Here is a 22,549-nt window from a genome sequence, read left to right as displayed (position 1 = left end):
GGCAGTCTCGTCCGAACAGGCCAACGCCGATCAGCCCGGCAACGTCGACACCGATCGATTCGACAAGTTGACCCTCGAATGCCAGGTGCTCTCAGACACCTGCAGCGTTCTTTTCACGTTGCGCAAGCCTCGGCCCACCCCCCCCCCCCCCCGCTGCTATGTGTATGTGATGGCAGTCGACGCTTCCCGAGTTCGCACGGTGATTTCGCACGTTGTTTTCGCGCTCGGAGTGCTGTGTCTGCTCGGCGGGTTGTTCGCGGGCGTGGTCAACCGCGAGGCCGTCAACAGCGCCCGGTTCGCTGCGCATGTCGACTCGATCCGGCAGGATCCCGCGGTCGCACGGCAACTCGGGCTGCTCGTGTCCGGCAAGATCATCTCGGCGTCGCCGGAACTCATCGCGCTGCGTCCGCTGGTGGAATCGGTGTCGATCTCGGCGGTGTCGAGTCCCGCGGCGGGGCCCGCGGTGCGAGGACTCACCGCGTCGATCCATAGGTCGATAACCCAGGGTGACAGCAATCTGTTCGTGTTGCGTCTGGCCGATCTCGGGGCGGTTACCGTCGCCGCACTGCGGACGGTGGCACCCGACGTCGCTGCTCGACTACCCGACAACATGGATGTCACGCTCTCGGCGATCGGTGCGAGTGAATGGGATTCGGGCATCCTCGATTACGTCAGATGGGTACGAGTCCTTGCGTGGTTGTTGCCGCTGCTGGGCCTACTGCTGATTGTGGGTGCGGCGTTCATCCGACCTCCGCCCGCGGCTACGGGTCGAGCCTCGCGCATCGCCGCGGTCACCGACTCCCTTGGCGCGGCGATCATCTGGCTCGCGGCACTCGTCGCCGCAATCCTGCTCGCCTGCACCATCATTGCCTCCTTCATCCCGACCGACACCCTCGACGGCGCTCTCACGGTAGCGGTCTGGCGCGAGGTCGACGGCAGGCTGTGGATCATCGCTGCGGTTGCGGCGCTCATCGGGCTGGCCGTGCGCGCGGCGTCGAGTCTCGCGCCGGTCGACGATCTCGACAGACTCGCAGAGCGTCTGCGCGAGTGGGTGATACGACGACCGTCGACCCCGGCGGCCATCGCCGCGCGTGGCGGAGTGCTGGTGTTGCTGGGCGTGCTGGCGGTGGTGCGCCCGCTGACCTTCGTCACGGTCGTCGCTGTGCTGCTCGGAGCATTCGCGCTCATCGCAGGTGCGGGGGAGTTGCTGCGGGCAGCGAATCGGCAACTGCAGCACAGCGATCGGCGCCAGATCGTCGGCCGGTTGGCGATTCCGGCGGTGGCGATAGTCGGCGTAGCGGTTTTGCTTGCGACTGTCGGCGTACTGTCATGGCCGCAGCCGACCCCGGCATTGAGTTCCGCTGTCGCCGAGAATGATCCGAATGCGTGCAACGGTCACGTCGAGTTGTGCGACCGGCCATACAACGACGTGGCGTTTCCCGCGACGCACAATTCGATGTCGGCGGCCGACGGCAATCGATGGTTTCTCGCGGAACAGGAGACCGGCGTCATGGGGCAACTCGACGACGGCGTCCGCGTGTTCCTCATCGACAGTTGGAACGGTCAGATGTCCAACAAGCCGCCGATCATCGCCAACACTCAGGACAGCCGCGCACAGGCATTGGCAGCGGCAGAGCAGCTGTATGGCGCGCAGACCGTGCAGAGTGCCTTGAGGGTGCGCGACGCCCTCGATCTGACTCCCGTCGGACCGGTCAAGCCCTACCTGTGTCACGAGCTGTGCGAACTCGGTTCGACGGAGTGGCTGCCGCTGATGATCAAGGTGCGCGAGTGGATGGACGCCCACCCCAATGAGGTGGTCACGTTCTTCGTGCAGGACATGGTCGCACCCGCCGACGTGGAGACCTTGCTGCGGCAGGCGGGGCTCTACGACCGGCTCTACACCCCGACCATGGGCCAACCGTGGCCGACGCTGCGGCAGATGATCGACAGCCGTCACAACCTGGTCTGGCTGCACGAGAACGTCGGTGGCGGTACCGAGCGCCCATGGCTGCTCGACGGCAAGGAGTGGACCCAGGACACACCGTATGAATTCCGGACGACAGCCGAGTTCAACTGCGATCGGAACAGAGGGTCGACCACAGCACCACTGTTTCTGGTGAATCACTGGATGAGCAACTTCACCAGCAGGATCCGCGACGCCGGTGTGGTCAATCGCGAGGAGTTCTTGTTCAACCGGCTCGAGCAGTGCCGCGCAGAGCGGAACATGATTCCGAATTTCGTCGCGGTGAACAACTATCGGGTCGGAGACCTGTTCGCGTCGGTGAACCGGCTCAACGGGGTGAGCTAGCTCTTACTACCGCTGGGCCCCGCTGTTATCGACTTGGGATCGCAGGGAGACCCAGGACTGGACAAGTCAACCTAGAGTTACACGAGTGACTCATGTGGCCAGAGTGAAACGGATTCGACGCGGCGTCGTCGCGGTCGTCGCTGCGGCAGCGGTCGGCGGTGTGGTCGGTTCGTTGCCGGTGGTGCACCACGCGCAGGTGCAACCGACCGTGACCGCCATCGATCCGGCGTCGCTCTACAACTCCGCCCAGCAGAAGTTCGCTGCCGGTGACGTGGCGGGCGGACTCGAGTCGCTCAAACAGTCGCTGATCGTCGCACCCGCAGACGCCGATTCACTTGCGCTGCAATCGGTATGGTCCGATCAGGTCGACGATGCCGCCACCGGGAAGGCGGCACTGAGCCGACTCTCGATGATCAATCCGACGCTCGCGACGAGCGTCCGCAACATCACTGCCGGCGTCTCCGCCGCCGCCGCGATCGTCCCGTCCACCTCGCCCGCTCCCGCGTCGGGGCAGCCGGCGATTGTGATACTCGGCTACGGACTCGGCGCCGACGGCACGATGGCACCCGAACTGGTGAAGCGGCTGACGGCGGGCAAAGCCCAAGCCGACGCCGCGCCGTCGCTCCCGATCGTCGTCACCGGTGGCGTGCCGAAGAAGGGCATCACCGAGGCGTCGGCGATGAAGAAGTGGCTCGTCGCCAATGGCGTCGACGCGTCGCGGGTGACGACGGAGGACAAGTCGGTGTCCACGGTGTCGAACGCACAGAACACGGCCGCAATTCTCGGTGCGCGGGGGATTGCCGACATTGTGCTGGTCACCTCACCGAATCACATTCGGCGAGCTGCGGCCGACTTCGGTGCAGTGGGACTGAAGGTGAGCGGATCTGTCACGACGCCGACCGATATGGCGAAGTATCTCAAACCCTTGACGAAAGATCAGCAGAAAGGCATTCGCCTCGAAGCGACTCGCGCCGCAAGAATTCCCACCACTAAGAATTCAGAATTACCGATCCCGAATATCCCTGGTCTGCCGAATGATCTTCCGGACACAGGACCAGGCCTTATCCCTGAAATCGGCGGCAAGATTCTTGATCAGCTTCTACAGACCGGGTCGAAAAGTTGAATGGCGCAACGACTTTCGATGTATGCGTGAACTGAGTCACAATCAAAATCGGCCTGTAGAAGTCTCACAAGAATATTCTTCTTCAGGGCAACTCTGATGAGGTCTCGCTCTGTACGTTCGTTGCATGGCAACTACCCCGACAGATTCTCGACGGATAGACACGGCCCAACCATCTCGCGATCGATGGCGCGGAGTTCTGAAATACGATGTTCCGGCATCTCTCGTTGTTTTCCTTGTGGCGCTGCCACTTTCACTCGGCATCGCAGTAGCCTCCGGAGCGCCCGTCATGGCCGGCCTGATCGCGGCGGTGGTCGGTGGTGTGGTGGCGGGATTGATCGGCGGTAGCCCGCTCCAGGTCTCGGGGCCCGCTGCGGGGCTGACGGTGGTGGTGGCCGAACTCGTCACCAACTTCGGCTGGAAGGTGACGTGTGCGATCACCGTTGGTGCGGGAATTCTGCAGATTCTCTTCGGTGTCAGTCGGATCGCGACGGCCGCGCTCGGCATTGCGCCGGTGGTGGTGCACGCGATGCTGGCCGGAATCGGAATCACCATTGCGCTGCAACAGATTCACGTACTACTCGGCGGAAAGTCGAAGAGTTCTGCGCTTGCAAACATCAGCGAACTGCCTGAGCGGATCGGCGACATCAGCTGGGCCGACGCCTCGATCGGAATCATCGTCATCGTGGTGATGGTGGGTTGGAAGTTTCTCCCCGCCCGCGCACGCAAGATTCCCGGACCGCTCGCGGCGATCGCACTCGCGACTGTGCTGGCAGCTGCGCTCAACCTCGACGTCGAGCGGGTACGTCTCGACGGCAACTTCTTCGACGCCATCTCGCTGCCTGAACTGCCCCATGGCAATTGGGGTGGATTCGTTCTCGGCGTGCTCACCGTCGCACTGATCGCCAGTGTCGAATCCCTGCTTTCTGCCGTTGCCGTCGACAAGATGCACGACGGTCCGCGCAGCAGATTCAATCGCGAACTCATCGGGCAGGGCAGCGCGAACATGACGTCCGGACTCCTGGGCGGGCTTCCGGTCACCGGCGTGATCGTGCGGAGCACCGCGAATGTCGCTGCCGGAGCGCGTACTCGGTGGTCGGCGGTTCTGCACGGTGTGTGGGTCTTCGTCTTCGCGGTGTTCCTGACAGCACTGGTCGAGCAGATCCCGCTGGCGGCGCTCGCCGGGCTCCTCGTGGTGATCGGCATGCAACTGGTGAAGTTGGCGCACATGAAAACCGCCCTGCGCACCGGCGATCTGTGGGTGTACGGCGTGACCGTTGTCAGCGTCGTCTTCCTGAACCTTCTCGAGGGTGTGGCAATCGGCCTTGCCCTCGCTGTGGCACTGGTCCTGTGGCGGGTCATCCGAGTCGAGATCAACTCAGGACCGGTGGCGACCGGCGAATCGGACGAGTGGCTGATCGCGGTACGGGGATCGCTGAGCTTCTTGTCAATGCCACGATTCAACAGCACTCTGGGCAAGGTTCCCGACGACGTCCCGGTCACATTGGAATTCGACGTCGACTTCCTCGACCACGCGGCGTCGGAGATGATCTCCGACTGGGTGCGTGCGCGCGAGGCCACGGGCAACGAGGTCACGATCGTCGAGCGCGGTCGGGCTCGAATCGAGCATGCGCCGCTTGCTCCGCCCCGTCGACACACCGGCGGCATCGTCGGTCTTACCCCCTGGCGCAGCCAACGGATCCCGGTCGACGACAAGGCTGTTGCCGACGTCCCGGCATCGCTGCGGTCGATCATGGCGGGCGTCACCGACTATCACCGCGAACACGCTGACGTGCTGCGTGGCCACCTGCAGGATGTTGTCGACTACCAGCAGCCGGACGCCTTCTTCCTCACCTGTGCCGACTCGCGCATCATGCCGAATATCATCACCTCGAGCGGTCCTGGCGACCTGTTCACGGTGCGCAACGTCGGCAATATCGTCGGAGGGCCCAACGGCGGCGCCGAATCCATCGAGGCCGCACTGGATTTCGCGATCAACGAGGTCGGCGTTACCGCCGTGGTGGTCTGCGGACACTCATCGTGTGGTGCGATGCGAGCGGTGCTCGACCAGAGTCGTGGCCGCGAATCGTCCTCGGATGCGGCGTCGAGTTCGCCGATCCGCTCGTGGCTGGCCCAGGCCGAACCGAGTAGGACAGCACTGCAACTCGGGCATCCCGCTGGAAGGTCGGCCGCCAGAATGGGTTTCAACGATGTGGACCAACTCGCGGTGGTGAATGTCGCCAAGCAGGTGGAGATTCTGAGTCGCCATCACCTCGTCGGGCGGGCAGCGGCCGAGGCGCGCCTGCGAATCATCGGACTCTACTTCGATATTCGTACCGCACAGGTCTACGAGGTCAGCCAGACCGGTATCCACCTGGCAGGCGTCGGCCATCACGTGAGTGGTTTGCTGGACCGCGAAGTCGCTAGAACATCACCGAGCGAAAGTGTGTGATCAGCCGTCCGGCGTCGTCGAGGATGTGAAAGGCGATGCCGGGCGGCTGGCCGCGGTTCACGATGTCGTGGCCCTCGAAGGGCAGGTTCAGCGTCGACGAGACGCCGGGTGCGACGCACAGCGGGCGGTCGGCGAATCGGGTGACCGCCGGTGTGTGTGCGTGTCCACACAGGAACGCGACGATGTTGGGATGCGTGTCGACGAGGGCCGCGATGCGCTCCTCGCCGGTCTGGCGGATGCTGTCCATGAACGGCATTTCCAACGTGACCGGCGGATGGTGGAATGCGACGAACACCGGGGTGTCGGGTCCGTGCGCGGCGATCTCCGCAGACATCCACGCGAGCGTGTCGTCGTCGATGTAGCCGTCGTTGCGGCCCGGGATGGAACTGTCGACCACGACGAACAAGACGCCGTCGACGAGGCTCGACGAGTTGATCGGCGCAGATGATTCGGCCCGCAGAATGCCTGCGTTGAACGCAACGCGCTCGTCGTGGTTGCCCTCGGTGATGAGGATGGGCAGCGGGCTGTCGATGACGAGCGATGCCTCGCGGTACTCGCTCGGGCTGCCTTCGTCGGCTACGTCACCGGTGATCAGGAGGACATTGATGCCGTCCGCACGCGCGTTGATATAGCTCAACGTCGATTCGATTCGGGCGCGATTGAATCGGGTGCCGTTGAAATGCAGGTCGCTGATGTGCGCGACAACGAACACTGGCTCTCCCGGGGTTGGACACCACTGAACATAGCCAACAGAGTTCCCGATCGCGAAGCGAGGTCGGTGGGCGTGGCGAGAGACTCACTTATGGCGCCCATATGACCGATGACGGCGATCGTGTGCAACGTGGCATTCGGTGCAAAGTTCGCATTCGGGGCAGCGTTGCCATTCAGTGCAGCGTATGTGCGAACAACTTCCGAAGCTCGGCGAAGTGGTACTCGGAGGCGTCGTGGTTGTACGACGCGGTGTCGGCCATCGTGTAGCCGTGTTCTGCGCCCGGATAAACGGTTGCGGAGTGAGTGACGCCCGCGGTGATGAGAGCGTGCTCGAACTGGGCGATCGCTTCGGAGGGAAGCGAACGGTCGCGGTCGGCGTGCACGGCGAGCACCTGGGCGTCGACGTCCGCGAGGCGCAGATGCGGACTGCCTGACGACTGTGTGACCAACCCGCCCGTGTGGAACATGCCGAGAGCTGCGACGTCGTCGGGCCGGGTCGCCGCGGCGAGCAGGGCGAGTCTGCCGCCCGCGCAGTACCCCGTCACGCCGATCGGGCCTTTCGAGACGCCGGGTGTGGCCTTCAAGGCGTCGATATATGCGGAGAGGTCGGGTTCGGCGAGATCGTCGGTCAGAGCATGCACGCGCGGCATGGCCACGCTGAAGAACTCTTTGCGCGCGTCGGCGTCGAGGAGCTCGTCCTCCGGCGATGTTTCCTCCGCGGTGCCCCAGCGGTAGAAGACATTCGGAACCAGCACGACGTAGCCCCACGATGCGATGCGGTCGGCCATGCGGCGGGTCTGTGGGCGCAACCCGATGGCGTCGATGATGAAAAGCACGCCGGGGTAATCGGTTTCCGGGTTTTCACCGGCGGGATCGTCACCGGCGGGTCGGACGAGGTATGCCTCCGCGTCGCCGTCGGCGGCCGCGACGGTGATGTACTTCCCGACGGTGTCGTGGGTGATGGTCATCTTCGGTGTCCTGTCGCTGGTGCGGGTGGGCCTGTCATCCGGTGTTTGTCAGAAGTTGTTTGTCAGAAGGTTCTGTCAGAGGTTTTTGTCAGAGGTCGCCCGGAAGCTTGTCGCGGCGGATTCCGCGCCAGCTCGGGTGGCGGAGGTGGCCGGTGCTCGTCCAGTCCATGAACCTGACCTCGCCGACGATCTTCGGTAGCACCCAGGTCGCGGTGGACGCGACGGGGCGGTCGAGCTTCTCCAGGAACGGACTTCGTGAGATCTCCAGTGGCTTGAGTTCTTCTGCAAGGCTTTTCAACGACGCCTCGGTGAATCCGGTGCCCACCCTGCCGACGTAGCGCAGCCCGGTCTCTTCTGGCAGCCCGACCAGCAGCGACCCGATGGCACCCTCACGATTGCCGCGACCGAGTCGGTAGCCGCCGATGACGACCTCGATGTCGCTCCAGTTCTTCTGCTTGCGCCACTGGCTACTTCGTCGCCCCTGTTGATATGTCGACGTCTTGCGTTTGGCGATGACGCCCTCGAGTCCGTGGTCGCGACTATGACGCACGGCAGCCGAGCCGGGAGCGGGTAGAAGCGGCGGAATCTCAACGTACGCAGACTCTTTGAATGCGGGCGCGAGAGCCTCCAGGAGTTGTCGACGCTCCGACCACGGTTTACGCAATAGCGATGTGCCGTTGAGATAGAGGATGTCGAAGAGGTACAGCTTGAGCGAGTACGCCTCCGCGGTATTGCTGCGTGAGGCAAGCAGGGTGAAGTTGGTATGCCCGGAGGAGTCCACGGCAACGACCTCGCCGTCGAGGACGACGTCGATGAGGCCGAGTTCGTCTGCCGCTGAGCGTAATTCGGGGAAGTCGTCGGTCATGTCGATTCCCGATCGCGAGGTGAGGCGAAAGTCTCCATCGATGGAGCGCAACAGAATTCGATACCCATCCCACTTGCCCTCGAACGCCCAGTCCCTGCCGTCGAGACGTTCAACAGGTTCGTCGGTGGCCAGCATCGGGCGCGGGTGTGTGAGGCTGTCGGGGAGGATGGGCCGCGGCTCGTCGCTCATCAGGTGCGCGAGCCAGTTCTTGTCGCCGGTCTTGATGAGCGCGTAGCGGCCCTGGATTCGCTCGCCGTGAAGGCGGACGATGACCTCCGACTCGCGCCACTTCTCGGTCTCGTATGTGCCGTGATCCCAGATCTCAACGTGCCCGGCGCCGTACTCCCCGCCGGGGATGTCGCCGGAGAAGTCGGCGTAGTCGAGCGGGTGATCCTCGGTGTGTACAGCCAGCCGGTTCTGACCCGAATCGGTCGGCAGGTTCTTCGGCACGGCCCAGGAGACGAGCACTCCGTCGCGCTCGAGCCGGAAGTCGTAGTGCAGGCGGCGAGCGTGATGTTCCTGGATCACGAAGATCGGTCCTGCCGACGCCGCGCTCACCGTGTCGTCGGAGTCCTCGGGGTCGCTCTCGTCGTCGCTGTCGGACGACTGCGCGCGGCGTCGACGATGCTCCTCATCGCCGAAGGGTTCCGGGGTTTTCGACGCATCGCGCTTGGCACGGTAGGTGCTCAGGTCGACGACCGGGCGCGCGCCGGCGTCCTCGACTTGCTCCTCGGAGTCGTCTGCGGAGTGCGCGGCGCCGCTGGTGTTTGTCGTCGCGTCGTCGGTGTCTGGTGAGTAGGGGTCGTCGAGGCCGTCGAGCAGATCGCCGTCGGCGGCGCGCTCGAGCACCTCGCCGAAGTGCAACTGTGTCAGTCCCGGACCGGCGAGTTCGTCCCACGTCCGCGGTGCGGCGACCCAGGGTTCTTCGCGTCCGCGCATGGAGTACGGCGCCAGCGTCGTCTTCGACGCGCTGTTCTGGCTCCAATCGATGAAGACACGGCCGGCGCGTTCGGACTTCGACATCGTTGCGGTGATCGTCTTCGGATGTGCCGCCGCGAGTGTCGAGGCGATCTCACGTGCAACAGTGCGTGCGGAATCCGGCGCAACGGGTCGGTCGAAACGCGCGTAGACGTGAATTCCCTTGCCGCCGCTGGTCACCGGATACGACGCAAGGCCCGCGCCGTCGAGCATCTCGTGCATCATCAGGGCCACCTGCGCGCATTCGTCGAGTGACACGTCGGGGCCCGGATCGAGGTCGAGGACGAGTCGATTCGCGCGGATCTCGCCGAGTCCCTTGGGGCCGGACTTCTCCGGATCGGCCTGCACGCCGGGCGGCGGGACGAGCCACTGGGGCGTGTGGAGTTCGAGCGCGGCCATCTGTGCCAGCCATACGAGAACGGCTGCAGAATCGGCCATCGCGTAGGTGATGGTGCGTCCGCTGTGTGCGACGGCGTGGCGGGGAATCCACTCGGGAACGCCGCTCGGTAGATCTTTCTCGAAGAAGGGCGTCGACTCGACGCCGTTGGGCCAGCGTTTGCGGGTGATCAGCCTGCCGCTCAGATGCGGAAGCATGGCGTCGGCGATGCGGGTGTAGTAGTCGACGACGTCGACCTTGCGCGTGCCGGTCGCGGGGTACAGCACCTTGCCCAAGTTGGTGAGAGCGATCGTGTGACCGTCGATCTCCAGGCTCTGGGAGGGCGCCATGAGTTCATTGTGCCCAGAATCTGGTCGCGTGCCCATATCCGGTGTTGGTACGCGGCCACTTTGCGACGTGACCGATGGCACAATGGTGCCCATGCGCTCGATCTGGAAGGGCGATCTGAGCTTTGGCCTGGTCAACGTGCCCGTCAAGGTGTATTCGGCGACGGAGAGTCACGACCGCAAGTCGTATCAGGTCGATTCGTCCGACGGCGCCCGCATCCGTTATCGCAGGGTGCGGGAGGGAACCGATACCGAGGTCGACTACTCCGACATCGCCAACGCCTATGAAACCGACAGTGGCGAGTCGGTGATCCTGACGAAGGACGACCTTGCGAGTCTGCCGGTGCAGAAGAGCCCGGAGATTTCGATCGTCGAGTTCGTACCCGTCGACCAGGTCGACCCGATCTACTTCGACAAGCCCTACTATCTCGAGCCGTCGTCGAAGTCTCCGAAGGCCTACGTGCTGCTGGCGAAGGCGTTGCAGGAGACCGACCGGTTGGCGATCGCGTCGTTCACCCTGCGCAACCGCACGCGCATGGCGGCGCTGAGGGTCATCGAACCCGGCGTGATGACCCTGCAGACACTGCTGTGGCCCGACGAGGTGCGCAAGCCCGACTTCGACTTCCTCGGCGACGACGTGCAGATCCGCGACCAGGAATTGAAGATGGCGTCGTCGTTGATCGACTCGATGGCCACCGACTACGACCCGGACGAGTTCTCCGACACCTACCAGGACGAACTGTCCAAGCTGATCGAGGCGAAAGCCGAAGGCGGCGAGGCATTTCCGGAGAGTGATGAGAAGGAAGAATCCGCCGACGAGGACTCCGACGTCGCGGATCTTCTTGCCGCACTGCGCGCTTCGGTGAAGGACAAGGGAGACGCGAGCGGCGGTTCATCGGACGCTGCAGACAAACCGCCCGCAAAGAAGGCCGCGGCGAAGAAGGCGCCGGCAAAGAAGGCTGCCGCCAAGAAAACTGCAGGCAAGAAGGCAACAGCCGACAAGGCAACGGCCGAGAAGTCCACAGCAGCCAAGAAGACGACCCGAAAGCGAGCGGCAAGTTGAGCGACGTACTGGATTTGCTCATCGTGGGAGCAGGGCTGTCGGGGATCGACGCCGCTTACCGGGTGACGGAGCGGAATCCGGGCTTGCGGTATCGGATCGTCGAACAGCGTGAACGTATCGGTGGCACGTGGGATCTGTTCCGCTATCCGGGAGTGCGGTCGGACTCCGACATCTTCACACTCAGTTTTCCGTTCCGGCCGTGGCGCGGAACGAAGACCATGGCGTCGGGTGCCGAGATTCGTGACTATCTCGAAGACACCGCCCGCGACACCGGGATCTACGACCAGATCGACTTCGGCGTCACGGTCACCGCAGCCGACTTCGACACCGCGTCCGACACCTGGACTGTCACGACCAGCGCGGGCGGCGAAAACCGCACGTACACAACGCGATTCCTCTATCTGTGTACCGGCTACTACCGATACGACGAGGCCTACACCCCCGACTTCGCAGGCGCCGAGGACTTCTCCGGAACCATCGTGCACCCGCAGTTCTGGCCCGAGGATCTCGACTACGCGGGCAAGAGCGTCGTCGTGATCGGCAGTGGCGCAACGGCTGTCACCCTCATCCCGAGTATGGCCGACCGCGCCGGTCATGTGACGATGCTGCAGCGTTCGCCGACGTACCTGTTCCCCGTCGGCTGGCAGGAGCCGACGACGCCCTGGATTCAGCGGTTGCTGCCGAGGCAGTGGGCACACGACGTGATCCGGTACCGCAACGCACTTGTGACGCTGTCGATCTACCTGTTCGCGCGGCGGTTTCCGCGTACGTCGCGAAAGCTGCTGCGGCAGATCGCGATCCGCAACCTGCCCAAGGGATACGACGTCGACACGCACTTCCGTCCGCGGTACAACCCGTGGGATGAGCGATTGTGCATCATCCCCGACGCCGACTTCTACAAGGCTCTCGGCTCCGACCATGCCGACGTGGTCACCGACCAGATCGACCGGTTCACGCCCGGCGGGATCAAGCTGGTGTCGGGCCAGGAGTTGCCCGCCGACATCATCGTGACCGCGACCGGACTCGAACTGCTCGCCTTCGGCGGCGCGCAGCTGTCGATCGACGGCGTCGAATTCAAGCCGCACGAGAAGTTCGCCTATCGCGGGTACATGCTCAACGACGTACCGAATCTGGCGTGGTCCATTGGCTACACCAACGCGTCGTGGACGTTGCGCGTCGATCTGACCAGTAAGGCGGTCGGTGATCTGATCGCGTACATGCGGACGCACGGATACACGTCTGCGGCGCCGACCGTCGGGTCGGCGACGCTGCCGGAGCACATGCTGTTCGCACTGGATGCGGGCTATGTCCGACGCGGTGCCGTCGCTCTCCCCAAGTCGTCGGATCAAGCGCCGTGGCAGGTCCGGCACAACCTGGTACTCGATGCCATCGATTCGCGTCGCTACGAGGTCACCGAAGCGATGGAGTTCCACACCGTCGGCGAGTCGGCGGCAAAAAGCGCTGGCTGAACGGGTGCGCTGACGGGCATCCTCGGGAGGTGACCATCACCGCCAGCGAGTCCCGGCTGCCGCGCGCTCTACGGCCATTGGCCGGCGCGCAGTTCCGTCGGCTCGTGGCCGGCCTCATCTTGGCGTTGTTCTCCGACGGCGTCTGGGCCATCGCACTGGTATGGCAGATCATCGAACTCGGTGGCGGCCCGACGCAGGTCGCGTGGGCGTCTGGTGTGTCGGCGGTGGGCATGATCGTCTCGACGCTCGCGGGCGGAGTGCTCGCCGACCGGGTCTCGCAACGATCGATCATCGTGGCGCTCGAAGTGGTCAAGATGGGTGTGTTCGGACTCGTCGGAGTGCTGTCGATCTTCGGGGTGCTCACCCTGCCGATGGTGGTGATCGCCGCGTTGCTCGGTGGAGTCACCACCGGTATGTACTACCCGGCCTACTCGGCGCTGCTTCCGCGGATCGTCTCGGCATCGGAGTTGCAGGCCGCCAACGGAATCGAAGGGTTCTCCCGGCCCGTCGTCTTTCAGGCGATCGGCCCGATGGTTGCCGGATTGATCGTGTCGGTTGCCGCGCCGGGACCGGCGGTCGTCGTTGCCGCGGTCGCGAGTATCTGTTCCGGCGCATGCTATCTCACGATGAAGCCGCTACCTCAGCGTCGAGAAGCGTTGCGGGGCAACCCGGCACGATCGGCGGTCACCGATCTGGTCGAGGGCTTCGGATACGTCCTGCGGACTCCGTGGTTATGGGCCACGTTGTTCTTCGCGACGTTGCTTGTGTTGGCAACGATGGGTCCGATCGAGGTGCTCGTTCCCTTCGCGCTGCGCGAACGCGTAGACGGTGGCGCGGGAGACCATGCGCTCGTCCTCGCCGCTTACGGGGCGGGAGCGGCGATCGGTTCGGCGTACTTCGCGTCGATCAGGATGCCTCGGCGATACCTCACCGTCATGTTCGTCATCTGGGGTCTGTCGAGCCTGTCGCTTGTTGTCATGGGCGTCGCCGAGCACACCTGGCTGTTCATCGTCGCCGGTGCATTGCTGGGATTCGGATTCGACGCCCCGTCGGTGCTGTGGGGAACATTGCTGCAGCGGCGGGTGCCGCCTGAGCTGTTGGGTCGGATCGCGAGTCTCGACTTCTTCGTCTCCGTCATTCTGATGCCGGTGTCGATGGCGATCGCCGCACCGCTGAGCAACGCCATCGGGCTTACCGCGGTGTTCGTGATCGGCGGCATTCTTCCAGTTCCAGCGGCAATCGCCTTCTACGTCGCCGCGCGACTCTGGCGCGACGAGATCGAGCATCCGTTGGACGACGCCGTGGTGGTGACGGCCCCGAGCGAGTCCTGAGTGGGATTGCGACAATGGATGCCATGCGCGAGATTGTGACCCTGGCTGCCGCCGCCACCTGGCGTACCCCGGTGATCGCGTGGCAGGGGCTACGAGCCAAGCGGAGCGTCGTCCGATTGCCGCAGGCCGAGGGCGACTTCGGGACCGTCGGCGACGCGTCGGATCCGAATTGTCTGCGCCTCGTGGTCCTCGGCGACAGTCTCGCGGGCGGCGTCGGGGTCGACAACCACCTCGACACCCTCGCCGGCGGAGTCGCGACACGGCTCGCCACCAGAGAGGGCCGCGCGGTGCAGTGGGTCGTTGCCGCACGAACTGGTTTCACCGCTGCGCAGGTGATGACACTGATCGACGACGCCGTGCTTGCACAGGCCGACGTCGTGGTCGTGTCCGTCGGGGCCAACGACGCGAAGAACATGCACACGGCCCGTCGGTGGCGTGACGAGCTGACTGCTTTGCTCGACGCCGTGTGCGCGGCGGCGGAGCGGGCCGAGATCGTGCTGCTGCCGGTGCCGATGCTGCAGATGTGCCCGGCGCTGCCGGGTGCGCTGGCCCAGACGCTGGGCATGCGTGCCGCGCAGTTCGACGCGATCGCAGACGACGTGGTCGCCGGATCCGGGCGAGTCCGCAGAATCATGCGCTTCGAGCCGTCCGGCGACGGATTGTTCGCCGCCGACGGATTCCATCCCTCCGCGGCGTTCCACGCGATCTACGCCGAGCAGATCGACGCCGCGCTGAGCGCCACTGATGGAGATTCTCCGGCGCGTCGCTGAGTCCTCGGCGGCGTGCATTCCCTCTTTTCGAGCGAATCCCTCGTGCTGTTGATCTATCACTGATAGAGTTCAGATCGTTGGAAAGTAACAACGATAGAAAACATCCTCTTGGAAGGAATCGCGATGCTCGCGACCTCGATCGGACTCATCCTCAGTTGGGCCGGCGCGCTGATGATCATTGCAGTCGGCTGCGCTTACCTGGCGAGGAACGAGAAGAATGCGGCCGGTTTCGGACTGCCGACGGCTCCGGCTCAGGACGCACGGGGCTGGTGGCAGGTGAAGGGCATTCGCGACGTCGTGACCGGACTACTCGTCATCGTCTTCACCTTCATCGCACTCGACTACCTCGGTGTTCTGGTCCTCGTGCTTGCCTTGATCCCGTTGGGGGACATGGTGATCGTGCTGACCAATCGGGGCAGCAAAGCAGCCGCCTACGGCATCCACGGCGCGACCGCACTTGCACTGATCGTCGCCGCAGTTCTGCTCTTTCTCTGATCCGACAATCAATCAACAAGACAATGGAGACCACAATGACCACCACCGCACCCGTATTCCGCAGCGCCAGTGACGATGTCGTCGGCAACGAGCGCGCGTCGATGCACCTGCTGTTCGACGCATCCGACACCGCAGGCGCGCTGAGCTCACTCGAAGTACGACTCGACGCGGGTGTCGACGGCGCCGCGCCTCACTTTCACCGGCAGTCGTCCGAGATGTTCTACGTCATCGAGGGTGGCCTGCGACTGATGGCCGGTGATGAGATCGTGACAGTCGAAGCTGGTGCGGCAGCGTCGATTCCACGACTCATGCCGCATGCCTTCGGTGCGGTGCCCGACGCTGCGGCACGCGTCCTGATCGTCCTCACGCCCGGCGTCGAACGATTCGAGTACTTCCGACTGCTTTCGCGAATCCAGGCGGGCGAGGCCACATTCGAGGAGTTGGCGGCTGCGCAGGAACCGTACGACAACCATTTCGTCGACGCGCCCGAGTGGTGGAGTGACCGCCAGAGCTCACGTGGTTGAGGAGTCGGTGTCCGGCGGCGCGATGAGATGGCGACGAGCGCCGTCGACGACGAGGTCGGTGAGAGTGCGCAGCAACGACGACCCGAGCTTCCAGTACTGCCAGTAGAGCGGCACGTCGACGTGGAGGTCGGTGAAGGTGACCACCCGGCCGCTGTCGAGGGCGTCGGCGATCTGCGCCAGAGGGACTGCGCCCCAACCCATTCCGGCTTCGATGGCACGGTGGTACTCGGTGGAGGCAGGGATGTACACGGCGGGCGGATCGAGTCGCTGTCCCGACATCATTCGGAGCACTCTGCGTTGCAGCTCGTCGTTGCGATCGAACTGCACCATCGGGGCCTTGGCGAGGGATTCGTCGTCGACGCCGTTGGGCATCCAGGTGTCGAGGAACTGCCCGGTGGCGACGGGTAGATAGCGCATGATGCCCAGCGGTCGCAGTGTGGTCCCCCGGATGGGCAGGGGATCGGAGGTGATGGCGCCCATCACCTCGCCGGTCACCAAACGCGAGCTGTTGACTGCTTCGTCGTCGCGGATCACTTCGACGGCAACTGGGTTCTCGCGGTGAAAGCGCGCGAGTGTGGGGAGGAGCCAGGTCGCGAGCGAGTCGGCGTTGGCGGCGATGGGTAGGTGGACGCGCGGGCGGTCGGTGAGTGAGGCGGTCACGGCGTCGTCGAGGTCGCCGGTCAGTTCGAGCTGAGCCTCGAGGGCGAGCAGATTCCACTGCTTGGCCATCCGTGCGAGCACCTCGCCGTCGCGCGTCGCGGTGATCGGCTTGGTGCGACGGACCAGGATGCGTCCGACGGAGACCTCGAGCGCCTTGATGCGTTGGCTGACCGCCGACGGTGTGATGTGCAGTTGCTCGGCCGCGGCGTCGAACGTGCCTGCGTCGAGTACCGCTGACAGCGTGCGTAGTGCGTCCGATCCGAGATCATCCACATAAGAGAGTCTAATGTTTCGACAGAAACATTCGCTGTACTTGTCAGCGACGTGCTCTTACGTTCGTGTCATGACGACATATCTCCTCGCAGCCATGATGGGGTTGCTCACCGGAGCGGGCTTGATCGTGGCCATCGGGCCGCAGAACATCTTCGTGCTGCAGCAGGGTGTGCGCCGTGTGCATGTGAATCCGGTGATCGCGGTGTGTGCGCTTTCCGACGTGGTCCTGATCGTCGCGGGGGTCGCGGGACTCGGCGCGTTGGTGTCGGCGCATCCTTCCGTGGTCACCGTCGCGAAGATCGCGGGCGGGGCGTACGTCATTGTCTTGGGGCTGCTGGCTGCGCGACGGTGTCTTCGGTCGAGCGAGGCCATCACGGCCAACGTCGACGAGGTGCGCACGGCCTCGCGCTGGGTGGCGATCGGGTCGGCGCTCGCGCTGACGTGGCTCAATCCGCACGTGTATCTCGATACGGTGCTCACGATGGGGGCGATCGCCAACAGTCACGGAAATGCGAAGTGGGCGTTCGCGATCGGCGCGTGCGCGGCGAGCGTGCTGTGGTTCACGTTGATCGGCCGCGGCGGGAGCAGGCTCGCCCCGCTGTTCGCCAAACCCCGTGCGTGGAAGATCCTCGACGGCATCGTGGCCGTGATCATGGTGGGCATGGGCGCTGCGCTGCTGTTCTCGGCGTGAGGTGGTCTCTTTCCGCTGATTGAGCCGGCCGCGAGCGGAGCGAGCAGCCGAGTCGAAATCACTTGGGGTGGTCTCGACAGGCTCGACCAGCGGGTTCAGCTCGACCAGCGGGTGCAGCTCGGCCGGCGGGGGGAGGCCCCTTCCCGCTAATTGAGCCGGCCGCGAGCGGAGCGAGTTGCCGAGTCGAAATCACTTGGGGTGGTCTCGACAAGCTCGACCAGCGGGTATGGCTCGACCAGCGGGTGCAGCTCGGCCGGCGGGTGGTCTCGACAAGCTCGACCAGCAGGTGCAGCTCGGCCGGGCGGGTGGTCTCGACAAGCTCGACCAGCGGGCAGGCGGGCTCAGGCCAGCCCGAGGCGGTAGGCGTAGGCGACGACGGCCGCGCGGTCGCGGCAGCCCGTCTTGGCGAGTATGTGGTTGATGTGCGTCTTGACGGTACTCACCCCCAGGACGAGTGTTCGGGCGATCTGTTGATTCGACAACCCCTGCGCGATCAGCGTGATGACCTCCGACTCGCGTTCGGTGAGGCCGTCGGGGTTGAGAGCGCGTGGATTGCCCTGGTCTGGCGTCGCCGATGTCCGAGACAGCAAGGCGCGCATCGCCTTTTCGTCGAGCAGGGAGCGGCCGGCCGCTGCCGAGAGGAGCGCTGACTCGATCGCCGTGGGGTCGGCGTCCTTGTTCAAGAAGCCGACGGCACCGGCGTCGAGTGCCTCGACGATCGTCGCGTCGTCGTCGTAGGTCGTCAATGCCACCGCGCGGGTCGTGGCCTCGGACGCGGCGAGTCGTCGAATTCCTTCGATCCCACCGATTCCCGGCATTCGAAGGTCGGTGAGAAGCACGTCGGGAGTCTGCTCGGCCACCAACGCGAGAGCATCTTCGGCCGACGACGCGACGCCGACCACGTCGAGAGAGTCGAACAATCCGAGCATCGAGCGCAACCCTTCGCGCACGACCGTCTGATCGTCGGCGATCACCACCCGTACTGTCATGAAGCCACCCGTACTGTCATGAACCCACCTGTACCGTCATGAACCAAACCGGACCGTCAGATCGAAACCCTGTGTGGTCGTACCGTATTCCAGCGATCCGCCCGCCGCAGTGATGCGTTCGGTCAATCCGGTCAGACCGTTGCCGCCGCTGGTGTGACAGCGGTCGACGAAGGTCGACGGGTCGCCGACCGAGCGCACCCGAACGAGTTGCGGTGTGAACTCGATACGTATGGGTGCGCCTGCGGCATGACGCATCGAGTTGGTGAGCCCCTCCATCAGCACCGCGCGCACGTCGTCGTGCCAGATCGCTGGCACAACGTCGACATCGCCGGACACTTCGACGTCGAGCCCCGCACCGGTTCGCAACTGCGCCAAGGTCTTCGGTAGCCAGTGGTCGAGTGGCTCCGACTCTCGCGTTGCGCTGTCGCGCAGTGATTCGACGGCGGTCTTCGCCTCACTGAGGCCATCACGCGCCAATGCGGTTGCGGTGCGCAGCTTTTCGGTCAGTTCCGCAGACGCGGACTCGCGCTCAGCCTGCAGAGTGGCGCCCTGCAGCGTGATGATGAGGCCCGAGAGTGTATGCGCGAGAACGTCGTGGAGTTGTGCGGAGATCTGGCGTTGCTGCTCGGCCAAGGCCGCCCGGGAGCGTTCGGCGGCAATGATCTCGCGTTGGGTGGCGGCAAGCTCTGCGGCTTCGCGTTGACGGCGCCGCAACTGCATGAAGGCGAAAACCGCTGCCGCGCTGGCGACATTGATACAGACAGCCCAGGCATTGTGGGTCTGCCACCACATCAGTATTCCCAGCGCGGTCAGCGATGGCGATGCGATGAGCGCCGACACGAGGACCGTCGTTTGCGACATCGCCGCCGCAGCAACGCCGATATAGGGCAGCCAGACCGTCGCGCCACCGTGAAATGCGAACGCTGCGACAACCGACGCCGCCACCGTGGCGATGGCGTGCAGGGCCGAGGCATGAGTGCTCCAACTCCGCGCATTCTTGTCGCGCAGCACCGAACGCAATAGCAACACCACCAAGACACAGGTGGCCATCCAGCCGATGGCGGTCGCCCAGATCGGCTGCTTGCCGGTGTCGGCGAACGCTGAGACCAGCACCGAGACCGCGACGATCCCGCGGATCAGCAGACGGTCCGTCGCCACCGGATCTTGACTCGTTGTCACATGGCAACCGTAATGTCGACGTCGGAGATCAGGGGCGTAGGAGTAGCACGATCCACCCGATTTCCACCCGGGTTCCACCCTCGGGTTGATGTTTCGCCTGCTCCGCGAGCCGATGCTCAAAGCATGAACATTGCAAGCACAGCAGTCATCACCGTCCTGGTCGTCGTCTTCATCCTGTACCGCCAGACGCGGGAACAACCACTCAAGGACAACTTGTTCAAGCTGCCGTTGATCATCGGGATCATCGGCGTCTTCGAAACCGCGCAGTATCTCGGCGGCGGACACCATGTCACTGTCGGCGCGACGGTGGCGGTCCTCGTCGGCTTCGTCGTCGCGGCGATTCTGGCGGTGCCGCGAGCGCACAGCATGCAGGTCTACCGCAATCCGGCAGGCGTGATGGTCCGCAAGGGAGGTGCGCTGACCATCGTGCTCTGGGTCGTCGCGATCGCGGCACACGTCGCCATCAGCCTGGTGGTGCCCGCCTTCTTCGGCGACGGCATACAGCACGGGATGGGCGGACTCGACGGCGCGAGCATCATGATCTACCTCGCGATCAGCCTCGGCGCGCAGGCCGCGGTCACCAGCGGGAAGGTCGCCGAGCATCACCGGACACACAGCGCCGCGACGCGGTGAGCGGGCGCCTCAGCTCCGACCCGCCGAGACGGCTTCGCGCGTCTCGGCGGGTTCGTCGTCGATCGGGATCTTGCGGATCTCGGTGCCCTCGATGTCGACGTTGGGCAGGATGCGGTTGAGCCAGCGGGGAATCTTCCACGCCCAGTCGCCCATCATCGTGATCACGGCGGGCACGACGGCCATGCGGATGATGAAGGCGTCGAAGAAGACCGCGGCGGCCAGTGCGAAGCCCATCATCTTCGCGATCGTGTCGGGCGCGAGCATGAAGGCGGAGAACACCGAGATCATGATGACCGCAGCAGAGGCGACCACGCGCGCTCCGTGCTGGTAGCCGACGATCACCGAATCCTTCGCCGACAGCCCGTGCACGTACTCCTCGCGCATTCGGGTCACGAGGAAGACCTGGTAGTCCATCGCGAGTCCGAACACCACGCCGATCAGGAAGATCGGCAGGAACGAGATGATCGGCTTGGTGTGTTCGATCAGTCCGAGGTGGCCCTCCTGGAAGATCCACACCGTCGCACCGAACGTCGCGCACACCGAGAACAAGAAACCGATGGTCGCCGTCAGCGGCACGAGCAGCGACCGGAACACGATGGTCAGGATGATGAAGGCGAGCCCGACCACCACGATGAGGAACGGCAGCAGCGCGCTGCTGAGCTTGCTCGAGATATCCGACATGATGGCCGTCTGGCCGCCGACATTGACGGTCGCGCCACCGGGTTTCGACGACCCGTAGTCACGTATCTGATCCATCAGCGTGTGCGTCTCGGGGCCCGAGGGAGACTTCGCCGGAGTGACCGAGATCAGCGCGGCCGTCGCACCCTGCTGGGGGTTCTGCTTGTTCTGGCCGTTGCCGATCCAGACGATCTGCTCGGGGTTGGCGACGTTCGGCAGTGTCTTCACCTGAGCGACAACCGCATTGGCTGCGGGAGCGATGTCTCCGTTCGACGCGTCGCTGACGACGACGAGTAGCGGCCCGTTCACGCCTTCGCCGAAGCCGCGTTCGAGGAGCTTGGTGGCCGCGTACTCCTTGTCGCCGGTCGAGTCCATGCCGAGTTGCATGCTCGACATCGGGATCGCGGCGATGCCGAGCAGCACGAGACCGACGAGTGCGACGGGCAGCGGGAACCGGGTGATGAAGCGGGCGACGCGGAGACCGTTGGACGGTTTCGAATCCGGTTCGTCGCCGTGACGCAGGCCGGGAATGCGGGGGCTGAAGGCAAACCTGCCGAACGCGCCGAGCAGTGCGGGGATCAACGTGATGGCACCGAGCACCGCGACCACGACGGCCAGTCCCGCCGAGATACCCATCTGCGTGATGAAGGGGATGCCGACGACGCTCAGCGCACACACGGCGATCACGACGGTCAGACCAGCGAACACCACTGCGGAGCCTGCGGTTCCCACGGCTCTGCCGGCAGCGGCCTCACGCGATCCGCCGAGATTCAGCTCGGATCGATACCTCGACACGATGAACAGCGCGTAGTCGATGGAGACCGCGATCCCGAGCATCGTGATGATCGTGGTGGCACTCTGCTGGACGTCGAAGATCTTGGCGCTCAACGTGACGAGCAGCATGGTGATGCCGACACCGAAGATGCCGGTGACGATCGGGATGAACGCGGCCACGATGGACGCGAACGCGATGATCATGACGATGAACGCGATCACGAAGCCCAGCAGCTCAGACACTCCGCCCTGCTGAAAGACCTGCATCAGCGAGCCGGTGCCCTCGACCTGTAACCCGTTGCCGCGGAACTCGGCGAGCAGATCCTCGAACTGCGCCATGTCGTCGTGGGTCAGTTCGTTGGCCCGGATGTCCTGCCTGATCTGGATCAGCCCGACCTTGCCGTTGTCGCCGAGGACCTTCGGGGCGATGGCGGGATTGGCCTTGGCGGCCGTCACCGGATTGACGACGGTCTGTGGCTCGATGACCTTGGGTAGCGTTCGAGCTTTGGCGACGAGTGCGTCGATCTGGCCCATGTGGTTCTCGAGACCGTCGTCGGCTTCGACGAGAATGCTGGTCGACGAATTCAACTGCTGATCGTTTGCCGCCGGGAAGTCTTGCTTCATCACCGACATCGCGCGATCGGAGTCGGTGCCGGGGAGCTCGAAATTGGTGGCGAAAGTCGGTTTGAGTACGCCGACGAGAGCACCGAGAACGATCAATACGACGATCCACGCGCTGATCACGATCCACTTGTGGCGGAATGCCGAACGCCCGAGCTTGTACAACCAGATAGCCATCTGAACCCTTTGATATCCCCGACTGGTCGCACGCCAGAGTAACGAGAGTCGACCTCGGATGCTGTCTGTGACTACGGTCATGGCCGCCGATAACGCG

Annotated in this window: 18 protein-coding genes; 11 read left to right on the top strand and 7 right to left on the bottom strand. The window is 64.4% G+C overall.

Going from position 1 to position 22,549, the window contains the following annotated elements; translation table 11 throughout:
* Positions 1-169: 169 nt before the first annotated feature.
* From ACRVY7_RS10785 to ACRVY7_RS10775, 3 genes are all read left to right on the top strand, one after another.
* On the top strand, positions 170-2,308 hold the full coding sequence (locus ACRVY7_RS10785; RefSeq protein WP_431817045.1) for a phosphoinositide-specific phospholipase C-related protein: 2,139 nt from the start codon (positions 170-172) through the stop codon (positions 2,306-2,308).
* A gap of 85 nt (positions 2,309-2,393) precedes the next feature.
* Positions 2,394-3,431, top strand: a complete 1,038-nt coding sequence (locus tag ACRVY7_RS10780) for a YdcF family protein (RefSeq protein ID WP_431817044.1) — start codon at positions 2,394-2,396, stop codon at positions 3,429-3,431.
* Positions 3,432-3,555: 124 nt separating this feature from the next.
* Positions 3,556-5,880 carry a SulP family inorganic anion transporter gene (locus tag ACRVY7_RS10775; RefSeq protein ID WP_431817043.1) on the top strand — a complete coding sequence of 775 codons (2,325 nt, stop codon included), beginning with the start codon at positions 3,556-3,558 and terminating at the stop codon, positions 5,878-5,880.
* Here ACRVY7_RS10775 and ACRVY7_RS10770 read toward each other — a convergent pair.
* From ACRVY7_RS10770 to ACRVY7_RS10760, 3 genes are all read right to left on the bottom strand, one after another.
* Positions 5,852-6,592, bottom strand: coding sequence for a metallophosphoesterase (locus ACRVY7_RS10770; protein WP_431817042.1), 741 nt, complete (start codon positions 6,590-6,592; stop codon positions 5,852-5,854). The genes ACRVY7_RS10775 and ACRVY7_RS10770 overlap by 29 nt on opposite strands.
* Before the next feature lie 172 nt (positions 6,593-6,764).
* Positions 6,765-7,559: a dienelactone hydrolase family protein gene (locus ACRVY7_RS10765; protein ID WP_431817041.1), complete on the bottom strand. Its 795-nt coding sequence runs from the start codon at positions 7,557-7,559 to the stop codon at positions 6,765-6,767.
* An 88-nt stretch (positions 7,560-7,647) separates the two neighbouring features.
* Entirely contained in the window at positions 7,648-10,128 is a 2,481-nt protein-coding gene (locus ACRVY7_RS10760; RefSeq protein WP_431817040.1) for an ATP-dependent DNA ligase, read from the bottom strand.
* 91 nt (positions 10,129-10,219) lie between these two features.
* Between ACRVY7_RS10760 and ku the strand changes: the two genes are divergently transcribed.
* From ku to ACRVY7_RS10730, 6 genes are all read left to right on the top strand, one after another.
* Positions 10,220-11,188 carry a non-homologous end joining protein Ku gene (gene ku, locus ACRVY7_RS10755; protein WP_488184314.1) on the top strand — a complete coding sequence of 323 codons (969 nt, stop codon included), beginning with the start codon at positions 10,220-10,222 and terminating at the stop codon, positions 11,186-11,188.
* Entirely contained in the window at positions 11,185-12,657 is a 1,473-nt protein-coding gene (locus ACRVY7_RS10750) for a flavin-containing monooxygenase (RefSeq protein WP_431817039.1), read from the top strand. Before ku ends, ACRVY7_RS10750 begins: the two co-directional genes overlap by 4 nt.
* Positions 12,658-12,686: 29 nt before the next feature.
* Positions 12,687-13,988 (top strand): MFS transporter, encoded by a 1,302-nt coding sequence (locus ACRVY7_RS10745; protein WP_049699400.1) that lies wholly within the window; start codon positions 12,687-12,689, stop codon positions 13,986-13,988.
* A 23-nt stretch (positions 13,989-14,011) separates the two neighbouring features.
* Entirely contained in the window at positions 14,012-14,758 is a 747-nt protein-coding gene (locus tag ACRVY7_RS10740; RefSeq protein ID WP_431817038.1) for an SGNH/GDSL hydrolase family protein, read from the top strand.
* A 123-nt stretch (positions 14,759-14,881) separates the two neighbouring features.
* Entirely contained in the window at positions 14,882-15,253 is a 372-nt protein-coding gene (locus tag ACRVY7_RS10735; protein ID WP_431817037.1) for a DUF4267 domain-containing protein, read from the top strand.
* A gap of 35 nt (positions 15,254-15,288) precedes the next feature.
* Entirely contained in the window at positions 15,289-15,777 is a 489-nt protein-coding gene (locus ACRVY7_RS10730; RefSeq protein ID WP_431817036.1) for a cupin domain-containing protein, read from the top strand.
* Here ACRVY7_RS10730 and ACRVY7_RS10725 read toward each other — a convergent pair.
* The gene (locus ACRVY7_RS10725; RefSeq protein WP_431817035.1) at positions 15,766-16,710 is read right to left on the bottom strand and encodes a LysR family transcriptional regulator ArgP; all 945 of its coding nucleotides are present in this window, start codon (positions 16,708-16,710) and stop codon (positions 15,766-15,768) included. The two genes, ACRVY7_RS10730 and ACRVY7_RS10725, sit on opposite strands and share 12 nt — an antisense overlap.
* A 70-nt stretch (positions 16,711-16,780) precedes the next feature.
* On the opposite strand from ACRVY7_RS10725, the gene ACRVY7_RS10720 reads away from it, so the two are divergent.
* On the top strand, positions 16,781-17,401 hold the full coding sequence (locus tag ACRVY7_RS10720) for a LysE/ArgO family amino acid transporter (RefSeq protein WP_431817034.1): 621 nt from the start codon (positions 16,781-16,783) through the stop codon (positions 17,399-17,401).
* Positions 17,402-17,742: 341 nt separating this feature from the next.
* Here ACRVY7_RS10720 and ACRVY7_RS10715 read toward each other — a convergent pair whose 3' ends face one another.
* Both ACRVY7_RS10715 and ACRVY7_RS10710 read right to left on the bottom strand, forming a co-directional pair.
* Positions 17,743-18,390 (bottom strand): response regulator, encoded by a 648-nt coding sequence (locus ACRVY7_RS10715; protein WP_431817033.1) that lies wholly within the window; start codon positions 18,388-18,390, stop codon positions 17,743-17,745.
* Positions 18,391-18,426: 36 nt separating this feature from the next.
* Positions 18,427-19,569, bottom strand: a complete 1,143-nt coding sequence (locus ACRVY7_RS10710) for a sensor histidine kinase (protein WP_431817032.1) — start codon at positions 19,567-19,569, stop codon at positions 18,427-18,429.
* Between the two features lie 123 nt (positions 19,570-19,692).
* On the opposite strand from ACRVY7_RS10710, the gene ACRVY7_RS10705 reads away from it, so the two are divergent.
* Complete coding sequence (locus ACRVY7_RS10705) at positions 19,693-20,202, top strand: hypothetical protein (RefSeq protein WP_431817031.1); 510 nt, start codon at positions 19,693-19,695, stop codon at positions 20,200-20,202.
* 9 nt (positions 20,203-20,211) lie between these two features.
* Here ACRVY7_RS10705 and ACRVY7_RS10700 read toward each other — a convergent pair whose 3' ends face one another.
* Positions 20,212-22,452 (bottom strand): MMPL family transporter, encoded by a 2,241-nt coding sequence (locus ACRVY7_RS10700; RefSeq protein ID WP_431817030.1) that lies wholly within the window; start codon positions 22,450-22,452, stop codon positions 20,212-20,214.
* Positions 22,453-22,549: the final 97 nt, after the last annotated feature.

This window comes from Gordonia jacobaea (assembly GCF_965344965.1).
In the GTDB taxonomy this organism is placed as follows: Bacteria; Actinomycetota; Actinomycetes; order Mycobacteriales; family Mycobacteriaceae; genus Gordonia; species Gordonia jacobaea.
Note: the sequence above shows the minus strand (reverse complement) of the source record. Positions and strands in the feature narration are given on the sequence as shown.